19 protein-coding genes and 3 pseudogenes are annotated in these 21,651 nt (G+C 66.3%); 13 read left to right on the forward strand and 9 right to left on the reverse strand.

Going from position 1 to position 21,651, the window contains the following annotated elements; all coding sequences use genetic code 11:
* A pseudogene (locus G3N62_RS35830) lies at window positions 1-147 on the reverse strand (IS481 family transposase); the annotation flags it as partial.
* Between the two features lie 236 nt (window positions 148-383).
* On the opposite strand from G3N62_RS35830, the pseudogene G3N62_RS04130 reads away from it, so the two are divergent.
* The 3 genes and pseudogenes from G3N62_RS04130 to G3N62_RS04140 form a co-directional block, all read left to right on the forward strand.
* A pseudogene (locus G3N62_RS04130) lies at window positions 384-644 on the forward strand (aldehyde dehydrogenase family protein); the annotation flags it as partial.
* Window positions 645-654: 10 nt separating this feature from the next.
* Complete coding sequence (locus G3N62_RS04135) at window positions 655-1,602, forward strand: 2-dehydropantoate 2-reductase (protein WP_124669990.1); 948 nt, start codon at window positions 655-657, stop codon at window positions 1,600-1,602.
* A 165-nt stretch (window positions 1,603-1,767) separates the two neighbouring features.
* Window positions 1,768-2,889, forward strand: coding sequence for a sensor histidine kinase (locus tag G3N62_RS04140; protein WP_124669989.1), 1,122 nt, complete (start codon window positions 1,768-1,770; stop codon window positions 2,887-2,889).
* A 172-nt stretch (window positions 2,890-3,061) separates the two neighbouring features.
* Here the strand turns inward: G3N62_RS04140 and G3N62_RS04145 are convergent, their stop codons facing one another.
* Together G3N62_RS04145 and pstS are read right to left on the reverse strand one after the other, a co-directional pair.
* The gene (locus tag G3N62_RS04145) at window positions 3,062-3,631 is read right to left on the reverse strand and encodes a YdeI/OmpD-associated family protein (RefSeq protein ID WP_124669988.1); all 570 of its coding nucleotides are present in this window, start codon (window positions 3,629-3,631) and stop codon (window positions 3,062-3,064) included.
* Between the two features lie 87 nt (window positions 3,632-3,718).
* Window positions 3,719-4,744, reverse strand: a complete 1,026-nt coding sequence (gene pstS, locus G3N62_RS04150) for a phosphate ABC transporter substrate-binding protein PstS (protein ID WP_124669987.1) — start codon at window positions 4,742-4,744, stop codon at window positions 3,719-3,721.
* Window positions 4,745-5,078: 334 nt separating this feature from the next.
* Here pstS and G3N62_RS04155 point away from each other — a divergent pair, with 334 nt between their 5' ends.
* From G3N62_RS04155 to G3N62_RS04165, 3 genes are read left to right on the forward strand one after another with little or no spacing between them, the layout of a single operon-like run.
* Window positions 5,079-6,041, forward strand: a complete 963-nt coding sequence (locus G3N62_RS04155) for a chromate resistance protein ChrB domain-containing protein (RefSeq protein ID WP_124670075.1) — start codon at window positions 5,079-5,081, stop codon at window positions 6,039-6,041.
* Window positions 6,042-6,057: 16 nt separating this feature from the next.
* A complete protein-coding gene (locus G3N62_RS04160) occupies window positions 6,058-7,230 on the forward strand; it encodes a chromate transporter (RefSeq protein WP_034191784.1) in 1,173 nt (390 codons plus the stop codon).
* Window positions 7,231-7,244: 14 nt separating this feature from the next.
* Window positions 7,245-7,706 carry a chromate resistance protein ChrB domain-containing protein gene (locus G3N62_RS04165; protein ID WP_059560765.1) on the forward strand — a complete coding sequence of 154 codons (462 nt, stop codon included), beginning with the start codon at window positions 7,245-7,247 and terminating at the stop codon, window positions 7,704-7,706.
* A 41-nt stretch (window positions 7,707-7,747) separates the two neighbouring features.
* On the opposite strand, the gene G3N62_RS04170 is transcribed toward G3N62_RS04165, so the two are convergent.
* On the reverse strand, window positions 7,748-8,641 hold the full coding sequence (locus tag G3N62_RS04170; RefSeq protein ID WP_069704822.1) for a LysR family transcriptional regulator: 894 nt from the start codon (window positions 8,639-8,641) through the stop codon (window positions 7,748-7,750).
* A gap of 107 nt (window positions 8,642-8,748) precedes the next feature.
* On the opposite strand from G3N62_RS04170, the gene G3N62_RS04175 reads away from it, so the two are divergent.
* The 4 genes from G3N62_RS04175 to G3N62_RS04190 all read left to right on the forward strand — a co-directional run bounded on the left by G3N62_RS04175 (window position 8,749) and on the right by G3N62_RS04190 (window position 13,538).
* Window positions 8,749-9,357, forward strand: coding sequence for a short chain dehydrogenase (locus G3N62_RS04175; protein WP_124669986.1), 609 nt, complete (start codon window positions 8,749-8,751; stop codon window positions 9,355-9,357).
* 216 nt (window positions 9,358-9,573) lie between these two features.
* Window positions 9,574-10,011 (forward strand): hypothetical protein, encoded by a 438-nt coding sequence (locus G3N62_RS04180; protein WP_034191780.1) that lies wholly within the window; start codon window positions 9,574-9,576, stop codon window positions 10,009-10,011.
* 279 nt (window positions 10,012-10,290) lie between these two features.
* A complete protein-coding gene (locus tag G3N62_RS04185; RefSeq protein WP_124610206.1) occupies window positions 10,291-11,703 on the forward strand; it encodes an HD domain-containing phosphohydrolase in 1,413 nt (470 codons plus the stop codon).
* A gap of 65 nt (window positions 11,704-11,768) precedes the next feature.
* Window positions 11,769-13,538, forward strand: a complete 1,770-nt coding sequence (locus tag G3N62_RS04190; protein WP_124669566.1) for a histidine kinase — start codon at window positions 11,769-11,771, stop codon at window positions 13,536-13,538.
* 48 nt (window positions 13,539-13,586) lie between these two features.
* Here G3N62_RS04190 and G3N62_RS04195 read toward each other — a convergent pair whose 3' ends face one another.
* The 3 genes from G3N62_RS04195 to G3N62_RS04205 form a co-directional block, all read right to left on the reverse strand.
* The gene (locus G3N62_RS04195) at window positions 13,587-14,741 is read right to left on the reverse strand and encodes a PHB depolymerase family esterase (protein WP_124669427.1); all 1,155 of its coding nucleotides are present in this window, start codon (window positions 14,739-14,741) and stop codon (window positions 13,587-13,589) included.
* Between the two features lie 271 nt (window positions 14,742-15,012).
* Entirely contained in the window at window positions 15,013-16,716 is a 1,704-nt protein-coding gene (locus G3N62_RS04200; protein WP_124669428.1) for a cobalamin biosynthesis protein CobT, read from the reverse strand.
* Window positions 16,717-16,721: 5 nt separating this feature from the next.
* The gene (locus tag G3N62_RS04205; RefSeq protein WP_124669429.1) at window positions 16,722-17,921 is read right to left on the reverse strand and encodes an AAA family ATPase; all 1,200 of its coding nucleotides are present in this window, start codon (window positions 17,919-17,921) and stop codon (window positions 16,722-16,724) included.
* A gap of 61 nt (window positions 17,922-17,982) precedes the next feature.
* On the opposite strand from G3N62_RS04205, the pseudogene G3N62_RS04210 reads away from it, so the two are divergent.
* A pseudogene (locus G3N62_RS04210) lies at window positions 17,983-18,245 on the forward strand (LysR family transcriptional regulator); the annotation flags it as partial.
* 65 nt (window positions 18,246-18,310) lie between these two features.
* Here the strand turns inward: G3N62_RS04210 and G3N62_RS04215 are convergent.
* Entirely contained in the window at window positions 18,311-19,231 is a 921-nt protein-coding gene (locus G3N62_RS04215) for a LysR family transcriptional regulator (RefSeq protein WP_124669430.1), read from the reverse strand.
* Window positions 19,232-19,327: 96 nt separating this feature from the next.
* Here G3N62_RS04215 and G3N62_RS04220 point away from each other — a divergent pair, with 96 nt between their 5' ends.
* Window positions 19,328-19,942, forward strand: coding sequence for an NIPSNAP family protein (locus tag G3N62_RS04220; protein WP_049030703.1), 615 nt, complete (start codon window positions 19,328-19,330; stop codon window positions 19,940-19,942).
* Between the two features lie 179 nt (window positions 19,943-20,121).
* Here the strand turns inward: G3N62_RS04220 and G3N62_RS04225 are convergent, their stop codons facing one another.
* Window positions 20,122-21,033, reverse strand: coding sequence for a LysR substrate-binding domain-containing protein (locus tag G3N62_RS04225; protein WP_124608323.1), 912 nt, complete (start codon window positions 21,031-21,033; stop codon window positions 20,122-20,124).
* A gap of 92 nt (window positions 21,034-21,125) precedes the next feature.
* Between G3N62_RS04225 and G3N62_RS04230 the strand changes: the two genes are divergently transcribed.
* Window positions 21,126-21,614 carry a DinB family protein gene (locus tag G3N62_RS04230; RefSeq protein ID WP_124608322.1) on the forward strand — a complete coding sequence of 163 codons (489 nt, stop codon included), beginning with the start codon at window positions 21,126-21,128 and terminating at the stop codon, window positions 21,612-21,614.
* The last annotated feature ends 37 nt before the right edge of the window (window positions 21,615-21,651 follow it).

Here is a 21,651-nt window from a genome sequence, read left to right on the forward strand (position 1 = left end):
TCAATGGGGAATGAGTTTCTCCTTGGCAAGCGCGAGTGAATCGAGGAAAGTGCGCATCGGTGTCTTGCCGTAGCACCGGCACCCCTGAGGCGCTCGTTCAGCGTTGTACGGGTCGACCCACGCATCAAGGTCCGTCTGCAAGGTTTCGGCCGCGCGTCGGAGGCTGCAGACTGAGGCGATCGTGACGGAGGCGTGAAGCTGCTGGCGATTGAAAGTCATGCCTGAAGGTAATGCCTTTTTGCGAAATCGGCAATTCCGGATTCTGCAGGATGTTTAGATAATGCGTTCACCAGAACCGTGCTAAACAACAGGAGACCTAAATGGAGCACAGCGTTCCGCCACAAGGTCATCAAGCCGGCAATGCGCAGGGCATGACAGTACGCGATGCGGTGATCGCTTGCGCAAACGACAACCGCTACGGTCTCGCGGCGGCCGTGTTTGGTCGGGACAGCGCACGCGCGATGAACGTTGCCCGGCGCATCGAATCCGGAATCTGCCGTATCGATGGGCCGGTGGTATACGACGGAGCTCAAATGCCGTTCGGCGGCGCCAAGGACAGCGGCTTCGGGCGATTCGGCGGCCGCGCGGAATTTATCGACTTGCGGTGGATCGCCCTGCAGCCCCCCCGCCACTATCCGTTCTGAGGAGCATGCCATGCAGATCGCCATTCTGGGCGCCGGTGCGATGGGTTCGTTCTTTGGCGGCCGCCTCGCGCTGGCAGGTCATTCGGTCAGCCTGCTCGATATCGACGAGGCTCATCTTGCCTCGATTCGCGCCCACGGCCTGCGGCTGTCGACCGATTCGGGCGAGCAAGTTGTGCGCAATCTCGTCGCGCTGAGGCCGGAGGAGGCCAGCAAGCCCGTCGACCTCGTCATCGTTTTCACGAAGACGATGCATACGACCGCCGCACTCGCTGCCGCAAGCGCAGTACTCGGCTCTGACACCGTCATCCTGTCTTTGCAGAACGGCCTGGGGAACGCCGAACGGCTCGCCCGATCCGTATCGGCCGACCGGGTCATGGTCGGCGTGACCACGTGGCCAGCCGACAAGTCGGATCCTGGGGCCGTCCGCTCGCACGGCCAGGGCACGATTCGACTGATGAACGCGAACGGCGCGCATACGAGCGCGCTCGAGCAGACCGTGCAGGCCTTGAACGACGCCGGCCTCTCGTGCCATGTCGATCCCGACGTCTGGGCCGCGATTTGGGAGAAGGTTGCATTTAACGCCGCCCTCAACAGCCTGTGTGCCGTGACGCAATGCATGGTCGGCGAGTTGACGAATACCCCTGACGGCGAAGAATTGGCGCTGAAGATCGTTGCGGAGGTGATGGCCGTCGCCCGTGCGCTCGGTATTTCGGCAACCGAAGAGCACGTGGTGTCGAACGTGCGCGATGCGCTCGCCCATCATCGTACGCATCGGCCATCGATGCTGCAGGACGTGCTGGCCGGGCGGCGTACCGAGATTGAAGCAATCAATGGCGCCGTAGTCGAGGCTGCTCGCAAGGTCGGTGTAGAAGTGCCGTATACGAACAGCCTAGCGTGCCTCGTCAGGCTCGTCGACGCTCGTGCACGCCAGTCGGATGGAGCGACGGCTCGACATTGAAGCACATGGCGGTTGCCGCCACGCGCGTCGTCGAATTGTCCGTCGACCTTCCGAGTTTCCAGCAGCACGTACGATCCTCCAGAAGAATCCCCTCGATGCTTCAGGCTCAACTCTTGCGCAGTCGACTGCAACGCGGGTGTTCGCCCGTTTCGCGGAGGACACGACATGCGCTTGTCTGAATTCATCACACATAACATCGAAGCTATCCTGGTTCAGTGGGAGGCATTTGCCAGAACCCTGATGCCCGCAGCCGACGGCATGTCGCCGATGGCCTTGCGCGACGATGCCCGGAAAATTCTCGAGGCGTTGGTCAGAGACATCTCGACGCCGGAAACGCGGGATCAACAACGGGAAAAGTCGTTAGGGCATGCTGAGGAGCAGGGCAATGCTGCCGATACGCCCGCGCAAACGCATGCTCAGTCGCGCGCCGGGCGCGGCTTCGACATCAACCAATTGATCGCCGAGTACCGGGCGCTCCGCGCCAGCGTGTTGCGGATGTGGATAGACGACGGTCTCCCGGATGCCCCTCACATAGGCGACATGGTGCGCTTCAACGAAGCGATCGATCAGGCCGTGACGGAATCGGTCACCCATTTCAATGCGCAAGTGGAATGGGCGCGTAACCTGCTGCTCGGCATGCTCGGGCATGACATGCGCACGCCTTTGCAGACGATCCTGCTGACGGCGTCGTATCTCGCGTCGCTGAATGCCGGCGAGACAGTGACGGACGCTGCTGCGCGACTCGCAAAGAGTGGCGCCAGAATGAGGTCCTTATTGGACGACTTGTGTGACTTCAATCGGACGCAGTTGGGATTGGGGATCAAAATCGATCCACATGATTCCGATCTGAGCGATATCGTCACGGATATGATCGAAGAGCTTCGCGCCGCATACCCCAGGCGGCAGATCGACTTGAGCGTCGAATCGAATTTGTCGGGGTACTGGGATGGCCAGCGAATCCAGCAGCTGGTCGGGAATCTCGTACTCAATGCACTGAAGTACGGCGCCCAGGATGCACCGGTCGGCGTTTCGGTTGCGCGGGCGAACGGGGGCGTATGCATCGAAGTGAGCAACCATGGGCCTGCCCTCGACCCGTCGACGCTGGCGAAAATCTTCAATCCGCTCCAACGCGGTCCCGGCAAATCGCACAACGCGCCGGGCGATGACGGCATGGGCCTGGGCCTGTTCATCGCGCGTGAGATTGCGTCTGCGCATGACGGGACCATTGAAGCAAGGTCGGACGCGAGCGAGACGGTGTTCGTTGTACATCTGCCATACCGCAGCTAGTTGCTGTTGATCGACCGATTGAATCCGCGGCCAGGAACGATCGCTCGATACAGCGGCCCGGATCGCGGGCGCGGCGCTGATCGTCACCGCACTCCATCGTGGCCGCCAAGACCATCCGGGCAGATTGAATGAAATGCCCGCATCAGGAAAGCCTCCGTCGGAAGCGCAAGATCTATGGATGAATGGTTTCGCCCCGGTTCAGCATGTCGATGAATTCGCCGATCTTGCGCGCCCTTGTTTCCGGCTTTTTGGCATTCTGTATCCGGAACAGAATGGCATAGCGGTTGCGGCTGCTCAGCGTTGCAAAGAACTTTCCGGCTCGCGGATTGGCGTCCAGGGCCGCCTGCAGGTCGTCCGGCACGATCGAGTTGCCGGCCGACGTATACGCGGCCTTCCATCGGCCGTCCTGCCGGGCCTTCTCGATTTCGACCATGCCGCGCGCGCGCATTCTGCCCGCGGCGATCAACGCTTCCGCCCTGTCTTTGTTGAGTTTGGACCAGATGCTTTTGGCGGTGCGCGGGGTGAAGCGTTGCAACCAGTATGTCTCGCTCTCGCCCCGCTTTTGACCGTCGATCCAGCCATGGCAGAGCGCACTTTCCAGCGCCTGTCCGTAGGTGACGGTTCGCTGCCCCGCGCCTTGTTTCGCCAGACGCAGCCATGCGCCGGTCGCGGTGCCGCCGTTCTGCTCCAGCCAGCTTTCCCACTCGGCCTGACTGGCAAAGGTCAGCGCACATTCGGTCATGTCGTTATCCTGAATGGTTGGGTACGGTACAGGGCAGGCGTCCGCAGTCCGGCAGTGTCGACGCGGACATCACCGTCCGGGGTGCGCTCAATACGTGAGCGCCTTACCGGAGGCATCCTTGATTTTTGTCTTCCACTGCATGCGGATTTCAGATACGACCGAATCAGGCAGCGTGATGTAGTCGAGGTCCGTGGCGGTCTGGCTGCCCGAGCGGAATGCCCAATCGAAGAACTTCAGCGTTTCCGCGCCCTGTGCCGGCTTCTCCTGCTTCGCGTAAAGCAGCACGAACGTGGCGCCGACGACCGGCCATGCGTCCTTGCCCGGCTGGTTCGTCAGGATCTGGTAGAACGACTTCGACCAGTTCGCGCCGGCCGCGGCCGCCTTGAACGTTTCCGTCTTCGGCTCGACCACCGTGCCCGTCGAGTTCTTCAGGGCCGTGTAGACCATGTTGTTCTTCTTCGCGTACGCCCATTCGACGTAGCCGATCGCGCCCGGCAGGCGCTGCACGAAGGCCGCGACGCCGTCGTTGCCCTTGCCGCCCGTGCCCGTCGGCCAGTTGACCGCCGTGCCTTCGCCGATCTTCGACTTCCACTCGTCGTTGACCTTCGACAGGTAGTTCGTCCAGATGAAGCTGGTGCCCGAACCGTCAGCGCGGCGAACCACCGCGATGTCGGTATCCGGCAGCTTGACCTTCGGGTTCAGTGCGGCGATCGCCGGGTCGTTCCACTTCCTGATCTTGCCGAGGTAGATGTCGCCGAGCACCGGGCCCGACAGCGTCAGTTCGCCGGCCTTCACGCCCGGTACGTTGACGACCGGCACCACGCCGCCGACCACCGTCGGGAACTGGAACAGGCCTTCCTTCGCGAGCGCTTCATCCTTCAGCGGAGCGTCCGAACCGGCAAAATCGATCGTCTTCGCGATGATCTGCTTCAGGCCGCCCGACGAGCCGATGCCCTGGTAGTTGACCTTGCCGCCGCCCGCCTTCCGATAGGCATCCGCCCACTTCGTGTAAACCGGGACTGCAAATGTGCTGCCGGCTCCCGTGATGTCGGCGGCGTGAGCGGTGATGGCAACGAAGGCCAGGGCGCAGGGGGCCCACATCCGGATGTTCATGCAACGTCTCCTGTCTGATTTCGATGGCAATGAGCAACGGCTCGGGTGCAGTTTCGGTCACGTCGAACTTCTCCGCAACGGCATCCGCCGCCAGTCCGGCCGCGACGCATTGCCTGCCCGTGCCGTCAGCAGAGCGATGGTCGTCACGCCCCCGCTGTCTGCCCGAATGATGCCGATGAGGGTCGAGACGAGGCGCGGGCACCGATCGGCATCCCGGGGGCCGTTTGGTGGCGGCAGCTACCGATTCGAGGGAGACGAGGCTGGTGCACGCCCGAAGTGTTGTAGCGATCTCTACAAGATTGCAGTCTTCGTGACGGGAAACTATGCTGCCCTCATGAATGCGATTCCTGCCCCCTGGCTCCTGTTGATCGTCAGTCTGCCGACCTCCGGCGCGACTGCGCGGATGCGCATCTGGCGGACCGTCAAGACGCTCGGCTGCGGCGCGCTGCGCGACGGTGCCTACCTGTTGCCGGCGCATGCCGAACAGGCCGCGCAGTTGCGCGAGCTGGCCGACGAAGCGCGCAAGGGCGAGGGGCAAGCCTGGCTGTTGCAGGTCCGCCCGGAAGATGCGTCCGACGAGGACGCGTACCAGGCGCTGTTCGATCGCAGCGGCGACTACGCGGACTGGCTCGCCGAGCTGTCGGAGGACCGCAAGACATTGCCCGAGCTCGCCGCAGCCGATCTCAATCGTCTGCACCGTCGCCACGTGCGCACGTATGAGGCCATTCGCAGCATCGATTTCTTTCCCGGCGAAACCTCGCTGCGCGCCAGTGCGCAATGGCGGGATTTCACCGCTGCGATCGAAGCGGTGAAATCCCCCGACGAGCCGCGTGCTGCCCAGGGTGGCATTCCGCGGCGCGATCGTGGCCGGTATCAAGGGAAAGTGTGGGCGACGCGGCGTCACCTGTGGGTGGACCGCGTCGCCAGCGCATGGCTGATTCAGCGCTTCATCGATCCGCATGCGCGCTTCGTGTGGCTGGAAAACATCGCCGAATGCCCGCCCGATGTCCTTGGCTTCGATTTCGACGGCGCTCCGTTCACGCATGTGGGCGATCGCGTTTCATTCGAGGTCCTGGTCGCCAGTTTCGGACTGGACGACAACGAAGGGCTCGTCCGGCTGGGGGCGATGGTGCATGCACTGGACGTGGGCGGGGCGAGCGTGCCGGAAGCCGGCGGCTTCGAGGCCATTCTGGCCGGCGCCCGCAAGCGCCTTGTCGGCGACGACGCGTTGCTGGCGGAGATGGGTGCCGTGCTCGATTCGCTGTACGCCCATTTCCGCGGCCCCCGGAAACCTTGACCCTGATGCTCGCCCCATGAACATTCATCGCGATCGCCCCGCCTATACGCTGTGGCAGCTGATCATCTATTTCGCGTGGCTTGGCGCGACGGGCTTCGGCGGCCCGGTTGCGCTCGCCGGCTACATGCATCGGGACCTCGTGGACACCCGCAAATGGATCGCCGACGCGGACTACAAGGAAGGCCTCGCGCTCGCGCAGCTCGCGCCTGGTCCGCTCGCAGCGCAGCTGGCGATATATCTCGGTTATGTGCACTACCGCATCGTCGGCGCGACGATGGTCGGGATCGCGTTCGTGCTGCCGTCGTTTCTGATGGTTGTGCTGCTCGGTTATGCGTATACCCGATTCGGCGGCCTGACGTGGATGCAGTCGGTGTTTTACGGGGTGGGCGCGGCGGTGATCGGCATCATCGCGATCAGCGCACGCAAGCTGACCGCGAAGAGCATCGGTCGCGACAAGCTGCTTTGGGCGATCTATCTGACGCTGGTCGCCGTGACGGTGATCACCGAATCGGAAGTGGCGTGGCTGTTTCTCGCGGCGGGCCTGCTCGTCTGGTTCACGCGCTCGCCGCCCGGCTGGTTGCGCCAGCGGCGCGTCGATGCGATGGTCGCGCTGCCGGTATCGGCTACCGGCGCCTGGCTGGGTATCGCCGACTGGCCGCAGCTTGCGCAACTTGCCGCCTTCTTCGCCAAGGCCGGCGCCTTCGTGTTCGGCTCGGGCCTCGCCATCGTGCCATTCCTCTATGGCGGTGTGGTCACGGAGCACCATTGGCTCGACGAGAAACAGTTCGTCGACGCGGTTGCGGTCGCGATGATCACGCCGGGGCCGGTCGTCATCACGGTGGGCTTCATCGGTTATCTGGTGGCGGGCCTGCCAGGCGCATGCGTGGCGGCAGCCGGCACGTTCCTGCCGTGTTATCTGTTCACGGTGTTGCCGGCCCCGTACTTCAAGAAGTACGGCAAGCTGCCGGCCATTCTGGCCTTCGTCGACGGTGTGACGGCAGCCGCCGTGGGCGCGATCACAGGTTCGGTGATCGTGCTGGCCAGACGTTCGATCGTCGACGTGCCCACCGCATTGATGGCGCTGGCGACGATCGTGCTGCTGGTCCGATTCAAGAAGCTGCCGGAGCCGGCGGTCGTGGCGGGGGCCGCCGTGATTGGCTTGATGGTGTATCCGCTGTTGCATCACTGATCGGGGAGACTGTCATGCAGTGGATTACGCGAGAACGTCCCAAGATCGACAGGGTCGCCTGTCCCTGGCTCATCGTTCGTTTCATCGACGAGCGCCCGGTGTTCCTCTACGTACCGCCGGGCGACGTGTTGCGGATCGCCGGCGAGACCGGTGCGATCCCGTACGACATTCCAGGCGTGGAATTGACGCATGTCGGCGAGTACTGCAGCTTTGACGCGTTTCTCGACAAGTACGGCCTGACCGGCGACCGGGCGCTGCAGCAGATGGCCCGCATCGTGCGGGGCGCGGATACGTCGCGGCTCGACCTGACGCCGCAGTCCAGCGGGCTCTACGCGATTTCACTCGGGCTGTCGGCGCTGTTTTCCGACGATCACGACATGCTTGAGCATGGTCTGGTCATGTACGACGCACTGTATGCGTGGTGCAGACATTGTCAGACCGAAAGCCATGCGTGGCCGCCGAAGATGGCGGAGTGACGCACCCGCTGTCGTGCATGCCTTCTGGCGGGAAACGCATGCTACGACGCTTCGCGCTCCGTCACCTGCTCGAGCAAATGGGCAACGAAGCGGGTGAGCTTCGGCAGCGGCCGCCGGTCGTGTCGATACACGACGTGAACGGGATGCGGCCTCGGTGAATGGTCCTGCAGCACCTGTACCAACGCGCCGCTGGCCAGATCGTGGCGCACGAGGACTTCCGGTTGCAGCAACAATCCCGCGCCTGCGATCGCGGCCATCCGCAGGCCGTTGCCGTCATTGCACGTGAATACCGGTTCCGTGGACAAGTGCGGGCTGTCCTGGTCCCCGAGCTTCCAGCCGTGACGGCTGTTCCATACCGTGTGAGACAGGCAGTGATGCGCGGCCAGGTCCTGCGGCGTCTCCGGCCGCCCGTACCGGGCGAGATAGTCCGGCGACGCACAGATCACCATGCGATACAGCGTCAACGGCTTGGCAACCAGGTCGGCATCGCCCAGGTCGCCAATGCGGATCGCCAGATCAAAACCCTCGTCGATCAGGTCGACGTTGCGATTGCTCAATTCCAGTTCGACACGCACGAGCGGATACCGCTGCCGGAACGTCGCGGCCAGCGGCGCGATCACACAGGCGCCGAAGGTGATCGGCGCGCTGATGCGCAACGTGCCGGACGGTGACGCGCGCAGCCGTTCGACCGACGTTTCGGCGATCCGCATGTGTTCGAGCGCGCGCTTGGCGTCTTCGTAAAACGCGCGACCGGCATCGGTCAGGTTCTGGCGTCGGGTCGTACGCTCCAGCAGGCGTGCGCCGAGGCGTTCCTCCAGTTCGCGCACATATTTGCCGACCATGACCGCCGAGATTGCCAGCCGCCGTGCTGCCTCGGTGAAGTTGCCGCCCTCCACGACGGCAACGAAGGTTTCCATCGCACGCAGTCTGTCCATATTGCGAACTGTAGGTTAGTAGTGTCGGAAATTAGAGCATATTTATGGGCTCATCGGTTCGGGGAAGAATGGCGACGTTTCCACCTGAACGCGAAAAGGAGTGTTCGATGAAGATCGTCGTAATCGGTGCCGGCGGGGACGTCGGCCGTTCCGTGGCAGATGAGCTGGCGCGTGACGGCAAGCACGAAATCATTCGTGTCGGCCGCACCCGTGGCGACCGCCAGGTCGACATCACCCGTGACGACAGCGTGGGTTCGCTGTTCGAGCAGATCGGGCGCATCGACGCCATCGTGGTCGCCGCGGGCAATGTCATTCTGGCGCCCATCGACGAGATGACGGCGGAGGAATTCCATCAGGGCCTGCAGGACAAACTGCTCGGTCAGGTGCGTGTCGCGCTGAAGGGTCAGCATTTCCTGAGCGACGGCGGCTCGATCACGCTGACCTCGGGCATCGCGGTCGATGATCCGATCGCGCAGGGCGCCCATGCCGCAGCGTCGAATGCCGCGATCGAAGGGTTCGTGCGTGCCGCCGCATGCGATCTTCCGCGCGGGCTCCGCATCAATGCCGTGAGTCCGACCGTGCTGACGGAATCCATGGACCGGTTCGGGCCATTCTTTCCCGGCTACGAAGGCGTGCCGGCGGCACGCGTGGCATTGGCCTACCGCCGCAGTGTCGAGGGGGTGCATAGCGGTCGCATCTATCGGGTCGGTCATTGAAGTGACGGGCCCGCATGCCGGCACCTGCGGCACGCGCCGGGCCGGTACACCGGAAACCGCAGCGCACGCGTCATCGCGCTCGGGTATGCTGCGTCACTGTTGACGCGCCTGGCGAACGAATCGGGCACGACGATGCATGGCGCGGCCGATACCGCGCTGGCAGCGCCCCGTTCGCCGCGCGACGCCCCTTCGATTTCCGGAAAAAAAGGACCCCTCATGGCAGAACTGGACCACGCACTTTACGAGCAGATCGGCGCGCTGAGCGAGGCCGGCGACGCGCTGGCGGAGGACGAGGATTTCGAAGGCGCGCTCGCGAAATACCGGGAGGCGTTCGACCTGCTGCCCGAACCCAAGACCCAGTGGGAAGCCGGCACCTGGCTCATGGCCGCCATCGGCGACGCGAACTTTTTTCAGGAAGACTACGCGGCCGGACGCGACAATCTCGGCTACGCGATGCGGTTTCCCAACGCGATCGGCAACCCGTTCCTGCACCTGCGGCTCGGTCAGTGCCAGTTCGAACTCGGTGATCTCGACCGCGCGGCGGACGAGCTGATGCGCGCCTACATGGGCGGCGGGCCGGAGCTTTTCGAGGACGAGGACGACAAGTACCTGCGCTTCCTGGCCACGCGGGCGGACGGGATCCAGGTGCCTTGACGGGTGCGCGGCGCGAGTCCCGGCCAACGAGCCCGACCCGCGCCCCGGCGCCATGCCGCTTCATCGAAGCCGATGGCGCCCGCTCGGGTTTTGACGTATCGACGAAGCGGAAGGGGATGTCTACGCCGCGCGCGAAGCGGGTTCGACAACGGAGGTAGCGCAGCGCCGGATGCATGTCGGTGGAACCGGCACGCACGTATCAGCGTTTCCACCAATATGGAAAACGCGAGGCCGGCCGATGTTGCAGAGAGGACGTGAACAATCGATCCGAGGCCCATTGTGACGACATCTGCAACGAACGGCGTGAATGGCGTGCCATCCGAAACCCCCGACGCAACAGCGGCTTCCGGCGACGCCGAACGCGCCCCGTCGATCCTGCTGGTCGACGACGAGCCGAACGTGCTGTCGGCGCTCAGGCGCGTGCTTCGTCCCACCGGCTACGACGTCCTGACCGCCGACAGCGGCGAGGCCGCACTCGCGATCCTGGCGTCGACGGAGATCGACCTGATCGTGTCCGACATGCGGATGCCGCACATGAGCGGCGCGGAATTTCTGGCGCGCGCACGGGCGTTGTACCCGGACACGATGCGCATCCTGCTGACCGGTTATGCGGAGATCGCGTCGGTCGTGCAGGCCGTCAACGAAGGCGGCGTGTACCGCTACCTGAACAAGCCGTGGGACGATCACGACCTGCTGCTGACCATCGAGCAGGCGTTGGAGCAGCGTAGTTTGCGCCGCGAAGCGGCCCGGCTGGCCGCGCTGACGGAAGCGCAGAACGACGCGCTGCGCCGGTTCAACACGGAACTCGAAACGCAGGTGCGTGCGCGCACCGAGGAGCTCGGCCAGACCGTGATGTTTCTCGAGGCCGCGCAACGCGACCTGAAAAGCAGCTTCACGGCGATGGTGCAGGTCTGCGCGAGCATGATCGAACTGCGTTGCGGCGCTGCCAGCGGCCACGCGATGCGGGTCGGCGAGATCGCGCGCCGGCTCGCGCTGGCGGCGCAGATGAGCGAGCTGCACGCGCAGGACGTCTATTTCGCGGGGCTGCTGCACGGCATCGGCAAGCTGTCGCTACCGGACGAATTGCTGCACAAGCCGCTCACGCGGATGACGACGGACGAGCAGCGGCTGTTCCACGAGCATCCGTTGCGGGCGCAGATGGTGCTGACACCCGTCGCGCAATTGCACAAGGTCGCGTCGATCGTGTTGCACCAGTACGAGCGCTTCAACGGGCGCGGCACGCCGGACGGGCTGCTCGGGGAAGCGATCCCGCCCGGCTCGCGGATCGTGGCGATCGCCCGCGATTTCGAAGGGCTGCGCCACGGCGAAATCGGCGCGCCGCATTCGATCGAGCAGGCGATCGACGTGTTGCGTTCGCAGGCCGGCGTGCGTTACGACCCGCTACTGGTCGAGCGCTTCACCGAGCTGATGCGCGACCCCGCGAGTCTCGGCATCGCGGCATCCGTCGCCGAGATCCGGTCGGCGCAACTGCGCGAAGGCATGCGGCTCGCCGACGATCTGCGCACGCATCGCGGCGTGCTGCTGATGACGAAGGGCAGCGTGATGTCCGCGCATCAGATCGAACTCGTGCGGCGCTTCGAGACGCGCGAAGGGACGCCGTTCGACATCCTCGTGCTGGCCGGCCCGGCGGCGTCGGCGCAGGCGCCCGACGCAGGCGCGCCGCCGGCGTGACGGTCGCGGTGCGCGTTCGACCGCGCACCGCGACGATGCCTTCACCCAGCCTCGGGCGCCCGACCATGCACGGCACCTACAACGTCCCGCTTGTCCTGCTGTCGCTCGCGATCGCGACGCTGGCCTCCTACACGACGCTCGACCTCGCGGCGTTCATTTCGCTGCTCGACAACCCGAAGCTGAAGCGGGCCTGGCTGGCGGGCGGCGCGGCGGCGATGGGCACCGGCATCTGGTCGATGCATTTCGTCGGCATGCTCGCGTTCTCGCTGCCGATCCCGCTCGGCTATGCATGGCAGGGCACGGGCATCTCGCTGGCGATCGCCGTGCTCGTGTCGTACTTCGCGCTGAACGTCGTCACGCGCGCGCGGCTCGGCTGGCGGCGGCTGTGCGCGGGCGGCGTGCTGATGGGCGGCGGGATTGCCGGCATGCATTACACGGGCATGGCCGCGATGCACATGCAGCCGGCCATTCGTTACGATGCCGCGCTGTTCGCCGCATCGATCGGCATCGCGGTGATCGCATCGACGGCCGCGTTATGGATCGCGCAGGCATTGCGCGCGCGGCAGGCGCGCCACGCGACCGTGCAGCGCATCGGCGCGGCCGTCGTCATGGGCGCGGCCATCACCGGCATGCACTACACGGCGATGGCCGCCGCGCATTTCGCGCCGGATGCACGGTGCGGCGCCGCGCAAGGGGTCGACGCGCCGTGGCTCGCGACGACGGTCGCGCTGTTTACGATGGCGACGCTGGTCGTCACGCTGATGCTGTGCCGTTTCGATGCGCGCACCACCTTCCTGCGCGGCATGACCGACACGCTCGAGCGGCTTGTGCGGTTGCGAACCGACGAACTCGAACGCGCGCTGCGCCGCTACGAGCAAACGACGCAGATGCTGCAGCGCACGCGCGAGAACATGGCGGCCGAGATCGACGAACGCAAGGCCGCGCACGCGCAGCTCGAACAGGAGAAGGACGAACAGCGGCGCTTGCTGCATGCGCTCGCGGAAACGCACGACCAGTTGCTGCAGTCGGAAAAGCTCGCGTCGATCGGCCAGCTCGCGGCCGGTGTCGCGCACGAGATCAACAATCCGATCGGCTTCGTCAGCGCGAACCTCAATACGTTGAAGGCATGGGTGCGCAACTTGCTCGACGTGATCGCCGCGCACGAAGCCGCGCTGCCGCAGCTCGATCCGACCACCCGCGACACGCTGACAGCCGTGCGCCGGGCCGCGGATCTCGACTACGTCCGCGACGAGATCGTGACGCTGATCGACGAATCGATCGACGGCGCGCTGCGGGTGCGGCGCATCGTGCAGGACCTGCGCGATTTCTCGCGCCCGGCCAGCGACGAATGGCGCGTCGTCGATCTGCACGCGGGGCTCGAGAGCACGCTCAACGTCGTCCACAACGAACTCAAGTACAAGGCCGACGTCGTGCGCGACTACGGCGATATCCCGCCCGTCGAATGCCTGCCGTCGCAATTGAACCAGGTATTCATGAACCTGCTGGTCAACGCGGCGCAGGCGATTCCCGAGCATGGCGTGATCACGATCCGCACGTCGAGCGACGGCGATCAGGTGTCGATCGAAATCAGCGATACCGGCGCGGGCATGACGCCCGACGTCATGCGGCGGATCTTCGATCCGTTCTTCACCACGAAGCCGGTCGGGCAGGGCACGGGGCTCGGGCTGTCGGTGTCGCACGGGATCGTCGAGCGCCATCGCGGCACGATCGACGTGACGAGCGCGCCGGGGCGCGGGACCACCTTCCGGATCCGCTTGCCGGTCCGGCGTGCCGTCGACCGTGCGAGTGCGGCGGCGCTGGAGCAACGCGCGTGACGCGATCGCCGCCCGCCGCTCGCGGGAACCCGCCGCGCACGTCGCGCGTCACGCCGGTCGCTTGCGGCGCTGACGACGAAAGAAATGCCAGAACATCGCGCTCGCGTCCGGCCCCGTCGCGGAATGGAACGGCTCGCGCGGGTCGCCGCCGCTCCATGCATGCGGCAGCCGGTGGACGATGCACACCCTGACGACGAGCCGCCCGGCCTTCAGATAATCGACGTAAGCGGCATCGTCCCGCGCGTAGCTGTGTTGTTCGCCGACGCGGATCGCGCCGTGTTCGTCGACGAGCCGGTTGAGCCGCGCGAATGCGATGCCGAGCTGCGTCGCGTTCCGGTCGGTGACGACCGTATCGAGCGCACCGTGCACGACGAGCGCCGGCATGCCCGGATAGGACGCGACGTCGGCGCAGGCGTCGAGCGCATCGAGCGGGTCGTCGCGGATGCCGCGTCGCATCAGGCTCATCGCGGCCATCGCCGACGACGGCGGGGCAATGGCCGGCCCCGAGTGCAGGCCCACCGCCGCGAAACGGTCGGGATACCGAATCGCCAGTGCCGCCGCGAGCCCCGCGCCGGCCGACAGGCCCGCCACGTAGATCCGGTCGCGATCGAAGCCATGGTGCCGCACGATCGCATCGACCAGCGACACGACGGCCGCGGCTTCGGACTGCGTCGCATCACCATGCCAGTGCCAGCAGCGGTGCGCATGCGCGGTCTTGGCCTGCTCGGGAAACAGCACGGCGAACCCCGCACGCTCGGCGAGGCGGCACATGCGCGTGCCCGCTGCAAACGATTCGGCGGTCTGCTTGCAGCCGTGCAGCATGACGACGACCGGCAGCGCGGCTGTCGCGGCCGGCGCGGCGGGAAGATAGAGCGCGTACGCAAGATGATTGACGAGGCGGCCGGCGCTCGGGCCAGCGGAGTGAAACGAGCGCAGCCACGTGCCGGGCGGCGTGTCGGACGCCGCGCGTGCGGCATGCGCGGTGTGCGTGCGCTTGGCGGAACGGACGCTGGCCGCCGGCGTGGAGGCCCGTCGAGGGATTTTCCCGGCGGCTTTTTGCGGCGTCTTGGCGGAAGCGACTTTCGGTGCGGCCTTTTTGGCGGCCGGCCGCGCCCTGCCGGCCACCTTCTTCGGCCGCGCACCGGTCGCGATTGAGAGGAGTTCGAGAGGCCGCAGCCAGAGGCTGGATCGTTTCCTGGGCATATGCAGTTTCGTGCCGGCTGCCGGCTGCCGGCCGCGGCAGTGCGAGGCGGCCGGATTCGCCGTCGGGATGAAAGTCGACCGGCTGCGGAGCAAGGTTCGTGCTGCCGCCCGCGACCGCAGCGGAACCGGGCGGCCGAGCGCATGCAACGGAAAAACGCGATCCTGCGTCGCGGCGGCGATTCGACCCGGCCAAGCGGAATGGTAACCGTCCGATGTGACTTGTGTGCGAACCGCAATGCCGAAGTCCGCTTCCACCCTGCCGCGCGCAGCGCTACCGGCGATCCAGCAGCGTGTCGCTCAGAACCGCGAACGCCGCGCCCGGCAACGCATTCAGATGTTCGACCACGCGGCTGACCGGATAGAACGACTCGACCGCATCGTCGAGAATGCCGACGCCGATCAGTTCGACGCGCCGTGCGCGCAACGCGTCGACGCGTGCGTGCAGGTCGGTGCGTAGGATCGCCGGGTGGCCGTCGCCGGTGGCCGGGGAACCGTCGGACAGCACCATCAGGATGCGCCGGCGTGCGCGCGTCGACAACAGCCGTTCCGCGGCCCAGCTCAATGCCTCGCCGTCGGGATTCTCGTGCCCGCATTCGAGGCACGCGATGCCGCTCGGGTTGTCGGAATCGAACCGCTTGTAGACCCGCAGGTCGAGCCGTTCGACGAACCGGTTGTAGCCGAACGTGCTGTGACCGTCGTCGATCCAGCGCTGGTAGTGCGCGCGCATCGCCGCATCCTCGGCGGAACTGTAGCCGAGCACTTCGCACGCGAAGCCGAGCTGAATCAGCGCGTCGCACAGCGCGGCCGCGCAGAGCGTCGCGAGTTCGATCTTGCTGCCCGCCATCGAGCCGCTGCAGTCGATCAGCAGGCTGACCGCCGCGTCGCGCCCGGGCGTCGCACGCCTGACGCGAAACGGCGTGCGGTAGCCGGGGGACGTCGCGACGCGGGCGAGCGCCGCACGGTCGAGATCGCCGCGTTCCTGTTCGCGCTTCCAGCGGGTGTGCTCGTCCACCTTCAGCGCCCGTTCGAGCTGCCGCTTGAGCGCCCCGGTCTGGGCGCGGGCCGCGCCGAGCAGACGATGCCAGCGCGCCGGTTCGCCGCGGCCGGTGAAGTCCGCCACCGTGTCGAATGCGGTGGTCAGCGGGACCGACAGCAGCGGCCGGTTCTCCGTCGACAGGCGGATCGCGCCGGCGGACGCATCGCCCGGCGTCGGCGGTTGCGTCGACGTTGCCGTGTCGGCGATCGTCGCGGCGCCGGATTCGGCGGCGGCAGGCGCGCGCGCATCGTCCGCCGCGCCCTGGCCGTCCGGGTCGAACTCGGCGGCGATCGCGTCGCTGTCGATCGTGCTGCCCGGATCGGCCGTGAACATCATGTTGTTGGCGCCGGCCGACGCCAGCGCGCGCACGCGTTCGACGATGCGCCGCGCCGCGCGGATGCTGTCGGCCGTCGACGTCGCGGCGCGCGCTTCGTCGACGACATCGTCGCAGGCGGCCAGCGTCGCGTCGAGCGACGGCAGGCGCTCGACGGCTGCGGGCCGCTCGTCCCACAACGCGCGCTCGATGCGCCACAGCAGCTTGTCGCGCCATGCGACGCGCGGCCACCGGCGCAGCGTATCGGCGCCGGTCACTGTCCGCATCCGGCGCAGGAACGCCTGCGCGCCGGGATAACGCGCGACGAGGCACGCGGCTGCGCGGCGGTCGTCGATCGCCTGCGCGAGCGCGCGCACGGCGGGCGATGCGAGCGCGGCCACGGTGTCGCTGGCGCCGAAGCGCAGGCGCGCCGCATGCAGGTCGACGAAGCCGGTGAGGGCAGCGTCGTCGATCTCGCCGGCGAGCCATCTGTCGGGCAGCACCAGCACGTCGTGCTTGATGGCCGGGCCGTGGCTCGCGAACCGCACGTCGATGCCGTGCCGTTGCGCGAGCGTGCGCGCGAGGCGGCCCAGACGCTGCGCGCGTGCGTCGTCGTCCCGGTTCATCGGCTTCACCCGTCCACGTCGATGTAGTGACGGATGATGGTGCGAATCAGGTCGGCGTCTTCCGTGTCGACTTTCGCGTAGATCGTCGGGCCGGCGGCGGCTTCGGGGTCGCCGGTACGCAGCATCAGTTCGGCCCAGTCGAGCAGGCGCCGTGTCGAGAACGCGCTCGCCAGATCCTCGCGAACGAACGCGGCGCGGCAGTCGGCCGCGATCGCGGCGAGCGTGTCGGCCATCGCGGGCGACATCGCCGCGCCGAAGGTCCGCTGCAGCACGTGCGCCTCGTCGGCCGGCGGCAGATAGTCGAGGTGGTACACGCGCCAGCGGTCGAGGAACGCCTCGTTCATCACGTTGGCGCCCTGGTACAGGTGGCGGAACCGTCCCATCGCGCCCACCGCGTTGGCGGTCGCGAACAGCCGGAACGACGGATGCGGGGCGACGATCTCGTTGCCTTTCTCCTTCAGCAGCAGGCTGCCGCCCGGCTCGAGCACGGCGGTCAGCACCGCGAGGATCGCCGGTTCCGCGAAGTCGATCTCGTCGACGATGAGCCACAGTCCTTCGCGCATCGCGGTCGGCAGCACACCGTCGATCCAGACCGTCTCGCCGCCCTTGACGGTCCAGAAGCCGACGAAGTCGCCCACTGTCGTCTGGCCGTTCATGTTCGAGCGCAGCACGCCGTGGCCGGTCCGCGCGGCGGTCTGTTCGATCAGGCTCGTCTTGCCGGTGCCCGTGTGGCCGATCAGCAGGATGCGGCGGTTCTCGACGACATCCTCGAGCGCGCTCGTCGCCCGCGCGGTAAACAGGTAGGCCGGATTCGGCGGCGGTACGAGCGGGCCGCCGGGGCCGCGCGGCATCGGCACGCCGCCGACGCGCACGAGGTGGGCCGCATCGGGGGCCGCGGCCGGTCGCGACGCATGCGCACGACGCAAGTCCTGCATGAATCCGTCGCGATGCGCGGGCGGTGCGCGGTCGTCGGACGCGCGCCGCACGAAGCCTTCCCGAAGCCACTTGTGCAGCTTCGCGTCGAGATTGTCGGCATCGACGACGGTATCGACCGACGTGCTGCCGTCGGGCCGGTGATGCTGGATGCGGAACAGGTGCGCGCGCTCGGAGCGGCTGACGAGCCATTGTCCGGCGGACGGGTCGGCCGGGTGCCGGTAGACGCCGAGTACCGGCGGCGCGGAGGAGGGGGCGGCGGGTGCATTCATGGTGGCGGACGGGCGTGGTCGGTCAGCGCTTCATGGCTTCGATGCATCGTGCCGATTGTATAGGCTTGCCGAGCGAGAGGTCGTGCTGGCGTTGCCGGGTTTCCCGGGTTGGGGGCGATCGTCCGGACGACCGACCTGATCACGGCGTTGCCGCGTCATGTCGGCCAGACCCTGGCTCAGGCGAGCGGCCTGGCGGTTCATGCCTGCCCGGTCCCGGTCGAAGGCTTCGCGGTACGGCAGCATTGGCAGGCGCGCGATCACCACGAGGCCGGCGACCGGTGGCTGCGCGGCGTCGTGATTCGACCGTTCGGTGCGGCGCCCTGACCGGCGGCTTCGGCGTTCGGGATCGACACAGGACGTCGCGCGGCGGTTTCCGGGCGGTAGCCGTATCAGGCCCGATTCGTCGTTTCGACGCCGAAGCGGTCCACCACGAATTCGGTGAAGCTGCGAAGCTTCGGTGATTTCCGCGTCTCTTGCAGATAAAGCAGCGTCATCGATCGTTCGGGAGCGGCGAAGTCCGGCAGGATCTCGATGAGGCGCTGCTCGCGAATGTCGTCGCGTATCAACATCGAAGGAAGCATCGCGATACCGAGCCCGCTCAATGCCGCCCGGCGCAACGCATCCGCACTGTCGGTCTTCAGTCTGCCGTCCACGGCGACGCTCATCGGCCCGTCCGGACCTTCGAGCATCCATCGCGATTGCGCCGCGTGCCACGCCGATCGAGGCGGATAGGCATACGTCAGGCATTGATGCTCGCCAAGCGTGTGCGGGGCGGTCGGTGCGCCATGTTCGGCAACGTACGCGGGCGATGCACAGAGCACCAGCCGGTACGGCGCGAGCGGACGCGCGACCACGTCCGCGCCGGCGAACGCGCCGATGCGAATGGCTGCCTCGAAACCTTCATCGAACAAATCGGCGAGCGAATCGGTGGCGACGATATCGAGCTTGATCTCGGGGTAGCGCCGGTAATAGTCCGGGAGCGCGGGAATCAGGCACTCGTTCGTAAACACCACGGGCGCCGTCACGCGCAAGCGCCCGCGCGGCTGCTGCAGATGATCGAGCGCCAGCCGCTCCGTATCGTCGACCAGACCGAGGACTTCGACGCATCGCGCGTAGTAGGCGTGGCCGAACGCGCTGACTTTCTGCTTGCGCGTCGTGCGGTGGACGAGGACCGTGCCCAGGCGGCTTTCCAGCGCCTGCAGGTAGTTGCCGACCATGGTCGGCGACAGATCGGACGCTTGCGCGGCCGCGGTCAGGCTACCCGTTTCCACGATACGGACGAATACGGCCATCGCCTTGAGGAGATCCATTGCGCAATGGTACTGGATTCTGTTTCAAGGCGACGCGCGTTGATCGGCCGCCGCTTCGGTCATACATTGCGACATCCACGCGAAAGGAGGGCAGCCATGCTGTATGAACTCACGACGTTGTCGTGTCCGCTTACAGACCAGGATAGGGTGTCGCGCCGCGCGCATCGCTGGGTATCCGATGCCGGCGCGCCAGGGAGGCTACTGGGCGCATGGCGCACGGAGATTGGCGAGTTGTCGCGGATCGTCGTGCTGAGGGGCTTCGACACGACGGATGAATTGCAACACGAACGCAACCGGGCCTTGAGCGCCGGGCAACCTTTCGGGATTGAAAGCGCGTCCGTTCGATTGACGATGGAAAGCTATGCGCTGTTTCCTTTTCTACCCGAGATCGAACCGCGGGTATTCGGCGATTTCTACGAGATTCGCCGCTACTGGCTGAAAGCCGGCGGTATCGCGCCGACCATTTCCGCGTGGGAACGGGCGGTGGGCCCGGCCAAAGACTATACGTCGCATCTCGTTTGCAACATGTACGCGCTCGATGGACCGCCGCGTATCGTGCACATCTGGGGATTCTCGAGTCTGGAAGAGCGGATGGCGTTGAGAAAACGGCACTACGCGGCGGGTCTCTGGCCACCGGCCGGCGGCCCGGAACAGATCGAAAGGGCGACGTCGACGATCGCGTTGCCGGAGGCGTGGTCGCCGTTGCATTGAATGCGCCGCCGGCGCAGGCCGTTTTGGGGGCAGTGCGCCGATCGGTCACGCGCCGGCTGTATTGCCGCGATTGCCCGACCGGGCGGTGAGCGCCGGCCACTCCGCTCGAGCTGGACGGATCGGGCGGAGAAGCGCGGTGCGACGGTGGGCGCCGCTCGCGCGAGCCTCGACGAGCGATGCTAGGCGATCGTGCCGGATACGGCATCGAGCAGCCAGCTTGCGACGCGCCGGCTCGCGTGGCTGCGGCTGCTCGCGCGTCGTTGGATCAACGATGTTTGCGCGAGACATGCGAGCGGCATCGCGTCGAATTTCACCAGCTCGCCGGCAGCCAGATGGTCCGCAACCAGCGACTGGCGCGCGAGCGCGACGCCGGCGCCGCGGCGAGCAGCCTCGATCATCAACCCTGCGTCGTTGAACACGATCCGCCTGCGCGGTTGCCGGATCTCGCATCCGTTGAGTTCATGCCACGCGTCCCACGACTGGTGGCGCGATCCGCCGAGACGGCTGCAGTCGTCCTCGAGCAACCTCATCCCCGCGAACGGCTCCGCGCGACACGCAGGGCTTGGCCGGCTGCCCGGCGCGTGGACCGGTACGAGCACGTCATCGGCTGTCGTCATCCGTTCTCCCGGCATGCCCGCCTTCGGATGCAGGCGGATCGCGAGATCGAATTCGCCGTCGTCGATCGCGACGATCTCGTCCGACACGTGCACCTCGAGACTGATGTCTTCGAATGACAGGGACAGCGCTTCGAGCCGGGGAGCGAGCCAGCAGTGCGCGAACGACGAAACGACGGACAGGCGAACCGTTTCCCGGCGATCGGCGAGCCGGCTGTCGGCTCTCGCGAGCGTTCGCAGCACGCCTTCCGCCGTGGCCAGATAGGCCAGGCCATCACGGGTGAGTGCGAAGCGGCCCTGCTCTCGATGGATCAGGCACGTCCCGAGGCGCGTTTCGAGCGCGGCCACGCGCTGGCTGATCGCACTCTGCGACACGCCTATTTCGACAGCCGCCTGCCTGAAGCTCTTCAGCCGGGCGACCGCCTCGAAGGCCCGAAGCAAGTGCGTTTGGGGCGGATCACGGCGTACGGGCATCATCAGACCTTATAGCTGATAAGAAAAACGCGATCGACAGCGACCATCCGGACCCATAGATTACCCGGACGGAATCAAAAGACAAGGGAACGGCGATGACGAATCAGTTCGAGATGCTGGCGCGCTGGACCGCCTGGGCGAATGAGCGCATGTATCAGGCATGCGCCGGCCTTTCATCGGATGAGTATTTTCTCCCACGCGCATGCGCGTTCGGCTCGATCCACCATACGCTCAATCATCTGCTTGCCACGGACCGCATCTGGCTCGGCCGGCTCTCCGGGGAGGGCCACGCCATCCCGGCCCTGGACTTTGTCGTCTGCGACGATTTCGACAGCCTGCGGACCGAACGGCGAGCCGAGGACGAGCGGCTCGCGCGCATCGTCGGCGCTGTCGCGCGCAACGACCTGAACGCCGACGTGAACTACACGAGCATGGACGGAACGCCGCAGCGCAAACCGCTCGGGCTGGTCCTTTCTCATCTTTTCCTTCATCACGCGCACCATCGCGGTCAGGTTCATGCGTTGCTGTCGCAAACGCCCGTTGCGCCGCCCGCCCTCGACGTCACGTATTTTCCGCTCGGGTGATCCGAGCTCGAGTGGAAAGAGCGGCGCGTGCGGGCGG

The organism is Burkholderia sp. Tr-20355, assembly GCF_017104685.1.
Taxonomy (GTDB): domain Bacteria; phylum Pseudomonadota; class Gammaproteobacteria; order Burkholderiales; family Burkholderiaceae; genus Burkholderia; species Burkholderia seminalis.